At 72.1% G+C, this 11,289-nt stretch carries 7 protein-coding genes; all 7 read left to right on the top strand.

The window, feature by feature from the left end:
• Window positions 1–13 precede the first annotated feature (13 nt).
• The 7 genes from KALB_RS18290 to KALB_RS18260 all read left to right on the top strand — a co-directional run bounded on the left by KALB_RS18290 (window position 14) and on the right by KALB_RS18260 (window position 11,277).
• On the top strand, window positions 14–1,279 hold the full coding sequence (locus tag KALB_RS18290) for an LVIVD repeat-containing protein (protein ID WP_030111212.1): 1,266 nt from the start codon (window positions 14–16) through the stop codon (window positions 1,277–1,279).
• Window positions 1,280–1,362: 83 nt separating this feature from the next.
• Entirely contained in the window at window positions 1,363–1,803 is a 441-nt protein-coding gene (locus KALB_RS18285; protein WP_025357162.1) for a hypothetical protein, read from the top strand.
• 112 nt (window positions 1,804–1,915) lie between these two features.
• On the top strand, window positions 1,916–4,543 hold the full coding sequence (locus KALB_RS18280; protein ID WP_148309515.1) for a P-loop NTPase fold protein: 2,628 nt from the start codon (window positions 1,916–1,918) through the stop codon (window positions 4,541–4,543).
• A gap of 122 nt (window positions 4,544–4,665) precedes the next feature.
• Window positions 4,666–7,014, top strand: coding sequence for a DUF8508 domain-containing protein (locus KALB_RS18275; RefSeq protein WP_030109387.1), 2,349 nt, complete (start codon window positions 4,666–4,668; stop codon window positions 7,012–7,014).
• A gap of 359 nt (window positions 7,015–7,373) precedes the next feature.
• Window positions 7,374–7,904 (top strand): YbaB/EbfC family nucleoid-associated protein, encoded by a 531-nt coding sequence (locus tag KALB_RS18270; RefSeq protein WP_025357159.1) that lies wholly within the window; start codon window positions 7,374–7,376, stop codon window positions 7,902–7,904.
• The gene (locus KALB_RS18265; RefSeq protein ID WP_025357158.1) at window positions 7,901–10,132 is read left to right on the top strand and encodes a WXG100 family type VII secretion target; all 2,232 of its coding nucleotides are present in this window, start codon (window positions 7,901–7,903) and stop codon (window positions 10,130–10,132) included. The genes KALB_RS18270 and KALB_RS18265 overlap by 4 nt, the downstream gene beginning before the upstream one ends.
• Complete coding sequence (locus tag KALB_RS18260; protein ID WP_025357157.1) at window positions 10,132–11,277, top strand: WXG100 family type VII secretion target; 1,146 nt, start codon at window positions 10,132–10,134, stop codon at window positions 11,275–11,277. The genes KALB_RS18265 and KALB_RS18260 overlap by 1 nt, the downstream gene beginning before the upstream one ends.
• The last annotated feature ends 12 nt before the right edge of the window (window positions 11,278–11,289 follow it).

Here is an 11,289-nt window from a genome sequence, read left to right as displayed (position 1 = left end):
ATCCTGCCTCGTGATGGGCACCGCTGCCGTCACGCTGCTGGCGACCGCGCTCCCCGCCGCCGCATGCGGTGCGGACGACAAACCCGCCGACAGCGCCCCGCACCTGACCGGGACGCCGGGGGCGGTGCGGGGCGTCAAGACCGTGGGCAGCGTGCCCGACGCGCAGGGCGCCATCTCACTGAACTTCCTGCGCTACGGCGGCCGCGAGGTCATGGTCGTCTCTGGCGACTTCGGGCTGCGCGTCTACGACCTGGCCAAGCCCACCGCGCCCAAGCTGATCGGCCAGTGGAAGATGCCCGGGCTGTGGGAGACCGAGAACACCGAGGTCGACGCGCGGCGCAAGCTGGTGTTCCTGGCCCGTGACCCGCGTGCCTTCAAGGGCAACACGCACACCGGCGAGTCCGGGGTCTACGTGGTCAGCCTGGCCCAGCCGGACAAGCCGGAACTGCTGAGCTACACCCAGATGCCCGCGGGCCACACCACCAGCTGCGTCAACGACTGCCAGTACCTGTGGACCGGCGGCCCCGCCAAGGCCGACAACCAGCCCGCGGACTGGGGTGGGCGGCCCATCTGGGTCACCGACGTGCGCGACCCGCGCCACCCCGTGCTGTCCCCCGAGCCGATCGAACTGGCCCGCAACGACGGGCAGACCGACTACGCGCACGACGTGCAGGTGGACGAGGACGGGGTCGCCTGGGTCTCCGGCCGGGGCGGGGTCCGCGGCTATTGGACCCAGGGCTGGCACCACGATCCCGTGCAGAACGTGGACCGCGAGGCCACCGCGCTCAAGCCCGTGCCCTACGCCGGTGGCGGCATCGCCGAGACCGCGGCGCCGTCCAGGTTCATGCACAACAGCTACCACGACGGCGACCTGATCTACGCCACTGAGGAGAACTTCGTGGACGGCTGCGCGGGCGACGGGGTGCTGACCATCTCCTCGCTCAAGGGCTCCTACCACGGCGAGGGCTGGCGCTCCACGCCCGACAAGCCGTTCCGGCTGCGCGCCCTCAGCTCCTGGGGCGTGGCGGGCAAGGAGGGCAGCGACCCCGCCTCCGGTGACTGCTCCGCCCACTACTTCGACATCGACGAGCACGTGCTCGTGCAGTCCTTCTACGCCCAGGGCACGCGGTTCCTCGACGTCAGCGACCCCACCAACCCGCGGCAGATCGCCTACTTCCGGCCCGCCGACGCCAGCTCCTGGGCCCCGTACTGGCACCACGGCTACGTGTACGTGGCCGACCACACGCGCGGGGTGGACATCCTCAAACTGATGGTCTGAGCGTTCCCTGTCCAGGTGGTTCCGCTCACCCGTTGGAGGCTTTCCGGCTGACTGACCTGGGGGTGGCGCGGTTGACTCCCGGCATGGACACCGCACCTCGGTCCCGAACGCACCGACTGCTCGCCGCCGCACTGGTCGGCTGCGCCGCACTCCTCGCCGTTCCCGGCACGGCCGCCGCCGCGCCGGTCGCCGTGCACTCACCGGCCAAGAAGCACCTGACCATCTCGGCCAAGCCGGTCAAGGACCACGTCAAGGTACACGAGAAGACCCAGGTCAAGGGGCGCCTGGACATCAAGCCCTCGGCGCGCTCGGCCGAGGACCTGGAACTGCTCGTCGTGCAGCGGTTGCAGGCCGGGGTGTGGATCGACCTGGGCGGCACCGAAACCCCCTGCCAGCCGAACGGGAACTTCTCCGTCGACCTCAGCTTCGACGTCTCGGCCGAGCTCACGTTGCGGGTGTTCCACCCGGACTCCTCGCTGTACGCCGAGTCGTATTCGGACGTGTTCGCCTTCGTCGTCCTCTGATCGGTCCGGCCAGGGGCGCCCACCTCGCGGTGGACGCCCCTTCGCATGGGTTCACCGACCGCGCGGGGTGGACATCCTCAAGCTGACGGTCTGCGCCCGTACCCTGCCCCGCATGGGGATCGAGGCCAACAGCGGGTTGCGGAGACTGGGCTCGATCAGCGGGGTGAACTGCTGGATCGCCGTCAGTCGCACGCCGTGGAACCTGCCCATCGAGGCCATCGTGCTCTCGGTGGGCAGGGGCCTGGGTGATCTCGGCGCCGCCGTGGCCAACCAGTACCGGGGCGTGGACTGGGGCAGGGTGGACTACGGCCAGATCCGGCCCGATGCACCCGAGTTGCTCCCGCTGCCCGAGGTGCCGGGGCGCAGCCTGGACCTGGCGGTGCTGGCCTCGACCAAGCCCAGTCCCGGCCTGGATCCCGATGCCAGCTCGATCCGGACAGCGGCGCGGGCCAGTGTCCTCGCGGCGAGCCGGTCCCGGTCGATCGGGATCTCGTTGCTGGCGGCTGGGGCGCTGGGCTTCCCGGTGACCGAGTCAGCGCTGGCCGTGGTGACCGGGGCCGTGGACGCCCTGCACAGCGCCGAGCACAAGGCGCTGGGCGACCTGGTCTTCCTGTGCGGGGAAGCGGAGGCCTCCGAGGCGGTCCGCGCCGCGTGGCGGACCGTGCCTCCTCCGGAGCTGGCTGGTGGGATCAGCACCGACCTGGTGGACCCGAACCAAGCGCTGCCGCTGTCGGAGGACCAGCTCGGGATCGCACCGTACGTGTCCATGCTCGCCTCGGTGATCACGGCGCGGGACACGCCGCTGCCGCTGTCCATCGGGGTGTTCGGCGACTGGGGCTCGGGCAAGAGCACCTTCATGGCCATGCTGCGCGGCCAGGTGGACGCGCTGGCCGGGACCGACCCGCGCCGCTGGTGCGGGCAGGTGGTGCAGATCGGCTTCAACGCCTGGCACTACACCGACAGCAACCTGTGGGCCAGTCTCGCCGATGAGATCTTCACCCGGCTGGCCGGTCCCGGGCAGAGCCCGCAGGACCGCGCCGAGCGGCTGCGCGTGGAGCTGGCCGCCCTGCTGGACGAACGCCGGAGGCTGACCGCCGCCACCGAGCAGGCCCGCGCCACCGTGGCACGGCTGCGGGCCGAGGTGGACACCAGCCGTTCCCGTTCGGTCCGGGAACTGCTCACGGCGCTGCGCCGCTCGAAGACCGTGCGGACCGAGGTGGACCAGGTGTGGCGCCAACTGGGCGTCAGCGGGGAGGTGGAACAGGCCAGGCTGCTCGCCGAACAGCTGCGCGGCACGGTGGACGAGGCTGAGGCCCTGCGCCGCGTGCCGCGCACCCGCCAGGGCAAGCTCGTGCTCGCCGCCGCCACACTGGTGCTGGGCGGCGGCCTGATCGCCCCGCTGCTGGCCCCGGCGCTGGGACCGTGGCTGGCGGGTCTGGGCCTGCTGGGGCTGGGCACCGGGGTCGGCGTGCTGGCCAACGCCCGCGCCGGGCTGCGCAAGCTGCTTGCCCTGTGCGAGGAACTGCGCGCTGACCTGGCCGAGTCCGCGCCCCTGCGCGAGGCCGAGGCCGAACAGCAGGTGGCACAGGCCCAGCTGGCCCAGGTACTGGAGCAGGTCGGGGAGCTGGGCAGGCAGCTTGCCCAGCTGGAACCAGGGCAGCGGGTGTACTCCTTCCTGGCGGAGCGGGCCGCCAGCCCCGACTACTCCGGCAAGCTGGGGCTGATCTCCACCATCCGCAAGGACTTCGGGCAGCTGGTGGAGCTGATGCGGCGCTGGCGCGCGGAGCCGGACCCCAGGGTCAAGCCCATCGACCGCGTGGTGCTCTACATCGACGACCTGGACCGGTGCGGGCCCAAGCAGGTGGTGGAGGTCCTGCAGGCGGTGCACCTGCTGCTGGCCTTCGACCTGTTCGTGGTGGTGGTCGGGGTGAACCCGCGCTTGCTGCTGCACTCGCTGGGCAGGCACTACGAGGAGATCATCGCCGAGCACGGGATCAGTCCCGAGGACTACCTGGAGAAGATCCTCAACATCCCGTTCGTGCTGTCCCGGATGCCCCGGGGCGGCCTCGGGCAGCTGCTGCGCGCGCTGGCCCGCCCCGTCGGCCCGGCGCCCGTGACGCGAACCCCGTTGCCGGCACAGCGGTCCAGCTCAGGGGCGATCACCATCGAACCCGGCTCCGAGCTGGACACCGAGCAGCAGCGGCCCGCGCCCGCCCGGCACGCCCCACACCCACTGACCGAACCGGAACTGGACCTGCTGGCGGCGCTGGAGCCGCTGATCGCCACCCCGCGTGCGGCCAAACGACTGTTCAACCTGTACCGGATGATCCGTGCCACCCGGGACCTCTCCAGCAGTTCCCGGTTCCTGGGCGAGGACGAGTCGCCCGGGGAGTACCAGCCGGTGGCCCTGCTGCTGGGCCTGCTCACGGCCGACCCGCACCTGTTCGGACCCGTGGTCGAGGCGGCACCAGGTGAGCGGGCCGGGGGGCTGGCGCACCGGTCCCGTACCGAACTCTGGTCGCGGTTCGTCGCCGACATGGCACCCCGCGAGACCGAACTGGGCTGGGGCAACGGGATCCTGGGCCCGATCACTGAACGGGACCTGGGCCGGTGGCGGTGCCTGCACCAGGGCATCGCCAGCGCCTCGGAGTCCGCCGACGACCTGGAGCTGCGGTACTTCCAGGTCTGGGTGCCCCCGATCCGGCGCTTCTCCTACGCACTGGGCTCCTCGGCGGCCTGAGCTGCCCCTTCACACCGGTTCGCCAGCTGTTCGTCCCGCCTTCAACCCGAACGGCTGCCGGGACGGCGCTCGCCCTGGTACACCTCACGGCCGGGAGTTCGCCTGCCGCTGGGAGGAATTCGATGCTGTTACGCAGATCCGCCGGTGTCGCCGCCGCCGCGGTCGTTGCCGGGGCACTGCTGGTACCGACCGGCGGGGCCGCGCTCGCGGTGTCGCCGGACGTGGTGATCAGCCAGGTCTACGGGGGTGGCGGCAACTCGGGTGCGCCGTACACCAACGACTTCGTGGAGCTGTACAACCGGGGCGCCAGCAGCGTCTCGCTGGCGGGCTGGACGGTGCAGTACGCCTCGGCGGGCGGCTCGTCCTGGTCGCGGACCAACCTGACCGGCAGCATCGCGCCGGGCCGGTACTACCTGGTGCAGGAGGGTGCGGGCGCGGGCAGCGGCACGGCCCTGCCCACCCCGGACGCCACGGGCACGATCGCGATGAGCGCGACGGCGGCGAAGGTCGCGCTGGTGACCAACGGCACCGCGCTGACCTGCTCCACGGGCTGCGCCACGGCCGCTGGGGTGCGGGACTTCGTGGGCTACGGGTCCAGCGCCAGCTCCGCCGAGGGCTCGCCGACGGGGACGCTGTCCAACACCACCGCGGCCGTGCGCAACGGCGGCGGGGCCACCGACACCGACAACAACGCCGCCGACTTCTCGGTGACCGCGCCGACCCCGCGCAACTCCGCCTCCGGCGGGGGTGGCGGCGGCACGCGCATCCACGACATCCAGGGCGCCAGCCACCTCTCACCGCGCAACGGGCAGCAGGTCAGCGCGGTACCCGGCGTGGTGACGGCCACCAGCGGCACCGGGTTCTGGTTCCAGGACCCGCAGCCCGACAGCGACCCGGCCACCAGCGAGGGCCTGTTCGTCTACACCGCCAGCGCGCCCACCGTGGCCGTGGCCGACTCGGTCACCGTCAGCGGCACGGTCAGCGAGTACCGGCCGGGTGGCAGCGGGGGCAGCACCAACCTGACCACCACCGAGATCACCGCGCCGACGATCACCACCGTGGCGCACAACGTCGCACTGCCCGCGCCGACACTGGTCGGCTCCGGTGGCCGGGTGCCGCCCGCGACGGTCATCGAGGACGGCACCACCGGTGACGTGGAGACCAGCGGCACCTTCGACGTCACCGCGCACGGCATCGACTTCTGGGAGTCCCTGGAGGGCATGCGCGTCGAACTGGACAACGCGGCCGTGGTCGGCCCGCGCAGCAAGTACGGGGACATCCCGGCGGTCCCCGCGGGCAGCACCACCCGCACCGCCCGGGGCGGGATCGTGCTCCAGGCCAGCGACACCAACCCCGAGCGGGTGCTGGTGGCCAACGCGCTGGCGCAGACCCCGGTGGTCAACGTGGGCGACACGCTGACCGGTGCGACGGTGGGCGTGCTCGACTACTCGTTCGGCAACTACAAGCTGGAGGTCACCGCCAGCCCGACCGCGGCCAGCGGGGGCATCGCTCCGGAGGTCACCGCCGCGCCGGGTGCGGGGCAGCTGGCCACCGCCACGTTCAACGTGGAGAACCTCAACCCGACCAACCCGCAGTCCAAGTTCGACGGGCTGGCCGCGCAGATCGTGACGAACCTGCGCTCCCCCGATCTCGTCGCGCTGGAGGAGATCCAGGACAACAACGGGGCCACCGACGACGGCACGGTCGCCTGCGACCAGACGATGAGCAAGCTGATCAGCGCGATCAGCGCCGCGGGCGGCCCCGCCTACAGCTACCGGCAGATCAACCCGACCGACGACGCCGACGGCGGTGAGCCGGGCGGCAACATCCGGCAGGTCTTCCTGTTCCGCACCGACCGCGGGCTGGCGTTCGTGGACCGGGCCGGTGGCACCGCAACCACCGCCAACTCCGTGGTCAACACCGGCGGGGTGCCCTCGCTGCGCTACTCCCCCGGCCGCATCGACCCCGGCAACTCGGCCTGGAACTCCAGCCGCAAGCCGCTGGCCGGTGAGTTCACCTTCGGTGGCAGGACGGTCTTCGTGATCGCCAACCACTTCAACTCCAAGGGCGGGGACCAGCCGCTGTTCGGCCACTTCCAGCCGCCCAGCCACCCCTCGGAGACCCAGCGGCACAACCAGGCCACCGCGGTGAAGTCCTTCGTGGACCAGATCCTGGCCGTGGACGCCAACGCGGGTGTGGTCGTGCTCGGCGACCTCAACGACTTCGACTACTCCCAGACCACCGACATCCTCACCGCGGGCGGCTCGCTCACCGACCTGCCGCGCACCCTGGGTGTCGCCGAGCGGTACACCTACGTCTACGAGGGCAACTCCCAGGTGCTCGACCACATCCTGCTCTCGCCCGGCCTGTCGGCCAAGGCGTACAGCTACGACGTGGTGCACGTGAACTCCGAGTTCGCCAACCAGCTCAGCGACCACGACCCGCAGATCGTGCGGATCCCGCTGCCCTGACCCACCACCCCATGCCATGAAAGTGCCGTTCCTCGCGTTCAGTGCAAGGAACGGCACTTTCATGACACCGCAAGCACCGGTGTGTCGCGGGGCAGCGAATTCGGCCCGAAGATCCCTCGGCCCGAAGATCCGTTGACTGTGCCGCAACGGCATGGTGTCTGCTGGAGGGTGGGGCTGTTCGCGTCGGGCGGCCCGGTGTTCGGGGGAGTGGCGGCCGTGGGGCGCAACACCGGTGGACCTCTCGTGTCCAGACCGGTTTCCGGCTGCTACCAGGGAGGATTGCACCCTTCTCGTGGATGTGAGCCAGCCTCGTCCGGGTACCGGGTGGCCGGGGGCGATCGCTGAGCGAGGAGGAAGGCATGGAGACGGGCCAGTGGCTCAAGCAGTACTCGGAGAAGCTGGAGGGGCTCAAGAAGGCCGCCGCCGAGGTGACGGACAACCTCGCGGCCTCGACCGTGACGACGAGCTCGCAGGACGGGGCGGTGACGGTCACGATCGGCCCGAACGGCAGCCTGCGTGACCTGCGGTTCGGCCCGCGCGCGAGCCAGCACAGCCACACCCAGTTGGCGGCACTGGTGATGAAGACCGTGGCCCAGGGCCAGCGCGCGGCGGCCGAGAAGGTGGCGGAGGCCTTCGCGCCGATCGGGGCCGGTACCAGTGCGATGGACGCGCTCACCCGGTTCATGCCCGCCGAGGAGCCCGAGGACCGCCCGGGGCCCTCGGCCTACGACGCGCCAGCGGCCTACAACGCCCCCGCGCCGCCCCCTCCCCCGGCCGCCGCACCGCCGCCACCGCCGCGGCCCGGCCCGGCGCCGGTCCCCGCGGCCCGGCCGCGACCCGCACGCCCGGCCCGCGACGAGGCCGAAGACTTCGATGAGAGGCCCTGGTGAGCATGCAAGCACTGGCCGACCAGAGCCCCGGCAGCCAGGTCAGCGGCAAGATCTACAGCAACCACGACTCGGCCGTCAGCCAGATCGAGAACTCCGTTGAGCAGCTCGGGCAGAGCCTCATCGGCCAGTCCCCCTCCGACGCGGTGTCCACCGCCATCTCCTTCGCGACCGACCCGGTCGGCACGGTCATCTCCTTCGGCCTGGACTTCCTGATGGGGGCGGTCCAGCTGGTCATGGAGCCCCTGCAACACCTGGACGTGGACTCGGGCGAGGTCGGGTCCTCCGCCGACGGCTTCCACCAGCACGCGCAGGCGCTCGGCCAGCTGGCCCAGGAGCACACCGAGGACGCGAACTCCCTGAGCGGGGACTGGGACGGCGAGGCCGCGTCGAGCTACTTCCAGGTGGCCAGCGACACCAGCGACCGGCTGTCCTCCATGGGCCGGGTGCTGACCGGGGCGGGTCAGGTGACCAAGGCCTCCGGCGGCCTGGTCAGCGGAGTCCGCAGCCTGGTGACCAAGCTGATCAGCGAACTGGTCGAGCGGCTGCTGCCCGGCGGGCTGTCCGCGCTGGCCTCCGCCCCGGAGACCTTCGGCTTCTCCATCGTCGTGTTCGTGGCCGAGGCGCTGGGCACGGCCATCCAGGTCGGTATGGAGATCGCCAGCAAGATCAGCGAGCTGGTGAACGCCATGAGCCAGATCGGCCAGTTCATGGACGACCTGGGCGACATGGTGGAGCAGCTGGCCGACAAGCTGTTCGGGGATGGCGACGGCGGGTCCGACTCCGACGAGCAGGGGCCCCGCGCCGAGGTCGACGGACCGCAGGACCGGCCCGAGGGCCCGATCGGCCGGGTCGGCGGGGTCATCGGGACCGAGGGTGGCATCGGCTGGCCCGAGGACGAGGACCTCGATGACGAGCTGGACGACTCCGGACCGGAGAGCCCGCGCCCGTTCAACGTGGGCCAGCCCGGACCGGAAAGCCCGCGGCCGTTCAACATGGACCAGCCCGCACCGGTCAGCCCACGGCCGTTCAACATGGACCACCCCGCGCCGGAAAGCCCGCGCCCGTTCAACACGGACCAACCCGCACCAGTGAGCCCACGGCCGTTCGAGGCCGTCACCCGCCCGAGCACCGAGAGCCTCACGCCAGCACACGCCGGCAACTCGCCCGAGACGCCCCAGGCGCCCACTCACGCCGCGCCGAACATGCCCCCTGCGCCCTCGGCTCCCACCATGCCCTCGATCCCGTCGATGCCCACCATCCCGCCCCCGACCGGCGGCGCGGGCCCGAGCGCCACGGCTCCCGCCCACACCCCGCCCAGCGTGAGCGTCCCGCCGATCACCGCGCCCACCATGCCCAGTAGCAGCACCCCGGCCGCCACGCCACCCTCGATGCCCACGCCCCCGACGGCACCCGTGGCCCCCTCGGCCCCGCCGCCGAGCACCGGCCCCGCCTCCTACACGCCGCCCAAGATCACGGCGCCGCCCATGCCGTCCCCGGTGAACAGCACCCCCAAGCCCGTGACCTCGCCGACGCCACCGCCCATTCCGCACCTGACGCCGCCGCGCACGGACCCGGCCACCAGCACCCCGACACCCAACAAGACCGAGCCCCGGATCCCGCCGAGCTCCGGCTCACCCAGGCAGCCCGACAGCCTCACCAACGAGACCCTGCACAAGGTGGAGCAGGCCGTGGACAAGGCCATCGAGTCCATGCCGGGCTTCACCGACGGCCCCAACTCCGAGGTGCTGCACAAGGTGGAGGAGGCGGTCAACCGCGCGATCGAGTCCACCCCCGGCTGGCAGCCCGACCCGGCCCCGCCCGCGCCCGCCTCGGTCCACCCTGGCCCTGGCGGCACCACCTCGCTGCCCCACGCCACACCCGGACCCGCCATGCACGGCGGTGGCCCGGCCATGCCGGGTGGCGGTCCCGGCCAGTCCCCGTCCAGCCCGGGCACGGTCACCGGTGCGGCGCCCGAAGCCCCTGCGCCGCAGTCCGCGCCCGCGCCCGCACCCCAGCAGCACCCGACCGCCCCGCAGCAGGGCGGTGCGCCGATGGGTGGCATGGGTGGCATGCAGGGTGGCCGAGGTGGCGGGGGCGAGGACCAGACCCGCAAGTCCCCCGGGTACATCAAGGGGGACAACACCTTCTTCAAGCCGCAGGGCGAGGAACTGCCGCCCTCGGTCATCGGTGAGCGGCAACCCGGCCGGGCGCAGGACAGGAGCCAGTGATGCGACGCGGGGGTTTCTCCGTACACGCCCCGTCCCTGCACGAGCACGCGGGCAAGACGAGCAGGCGGGCCGAGCAGGTGTCCCAGGCTGGCAGCGGCGTGGGCAGCGCGGGCCTGTCCGGCAAGGGGCTCGGCCAGGTCGGTGCCTCGACCGCGGGCGCGCACCAGCGGCTGGTCTCGCGGATGCAGTCCTCGCTGGGGCGCTCCGGCGAGCGGCTGCGCGGCCAGTCCGACCGGCTGCGCCAAAGCGCGGACAGGTTCACCGCGGCTGACGAGGAGCACGCGGGCCAGCTCCGTAGCATCCACACCCGGTCCGGCGGACCGCCCACCCTGCCCGCGGGCAGCGGCGGGGGCGGACACCAGAGCACGAGCGCCGGTGGCCGCCCGATCCGGCCGCCCCGGCCGCACCAGACCGGCGCCGGGCGCCACCATCCCTATGCCCGCCCAGGTGGCGGTGGGTCCGGTCGGCCCGGCGGCCCCTCCGGTGGGTCCAGTCGACCCGGCGGCCCGTCCGGCGGGGCTGGGCGCCCACCGGCTCAACAGCCACCACCACCGCCGCCACCGCAGCAGCCACCACCGCCTCCGCCGCCCTTGCGGCCGGGGGACCCCGGCTGGCGCCCGTCCAACTTCAAGCCCGACATCCCCGGCGATGTCCACGAACACGTGGCCTACGGCGGCTGGAACGACAACACCGGCAAACCGACCGGTGGGCACATGCTGCACACCGATCTGCCGGGTCCGCACCCGAACCCCGCGGGCTACGCGGCCGGTTCCTCGGGCCACGGTTCGAGGCCGTCCGCGTACGGCACGCACAACATGCAACCCAACGGCGTCTACACCGCCGCCTACCCGGAAGTCAGGTTCGACGAGCAGTACGGCTCCGGCGGGTGGCACTCCAAGCAGTCGGACAACCACACGTACTTCCCGCAGGGGATCAGCTACCCGGGCAACCAGCAGATGGGCCACAACGCCTGGAACAGCCCCAACGCCCGGATCTGGGAGAACGGGGACGGATCGGGCGGTGGCTGGACGGGCCCGGCCACGATCCCGCCCGGGTACCCCGGCGCCGGTATGCCCATCAAGATCAACGGCAGGTACGACGGGGACGGGTACGTGACCACCTACCACCCCGCCCAGTACCAGTAGGAGGTGATCTGA

This window comes from Kutzneria viridogrisea DSM 43870, assembly GCF_000525635.1.
Taxonomy (GTDB): Bacteria; Actinomycetota; Actinomycetes; order Mycobacteriales; family Pseudonocardiaceae; genus Kutzneria; species Kutzneria viridogrisea.
The sequence above is the reverse complement of the archived record's forward strand: the minus strand, read 5'-3'. Positions and strand labels throughout refer to the sequence as shown.

Coding starts and splice junctions, on each gene's coding strand:
- KALB_RS18290 (WP_030111212.1), top strand. CDS start 14: ATGGGCACCGCTGCCGTCACGCTGCTGGCGACCGCGCTCCCCGCCGCC.
- KALB_RS18285 (WP_025357162.1), top strand. CDS start 1,363: ATGGACACCGCACCTCGGTCCCGAACGCACCGACTGCTCGCCGCCGCA.
- KALB_RS18280 (WP_148309515.1), top strand. CDS start 1,916: ATGGGGATCGAGGCCAACAGCGGGTTGCGGAGACTGGGCTCGATCAGC.
- KALB_RS18275 (WP_030109387.1), top strand. CDS start 4,666: ATGCTGTTACGCAGATCCGCCGGTGTCGCCGCCGCCGCGGTCGTTGCC.
- KALB_RS18270 (WP_025357159.1), top strand. CDS start 7,374: ATGGAGACGGGCCAGTGGCTCAAGCAGTACTCGGAGAAGCTGGAGGGG.
- KALB_RS18260 (WP_025357157.1), top strand. CDS start 10,132: ATGCGACGCGGGGGTTTCTCCGTACACGCCCCGTCCCTGCACGAGCAC.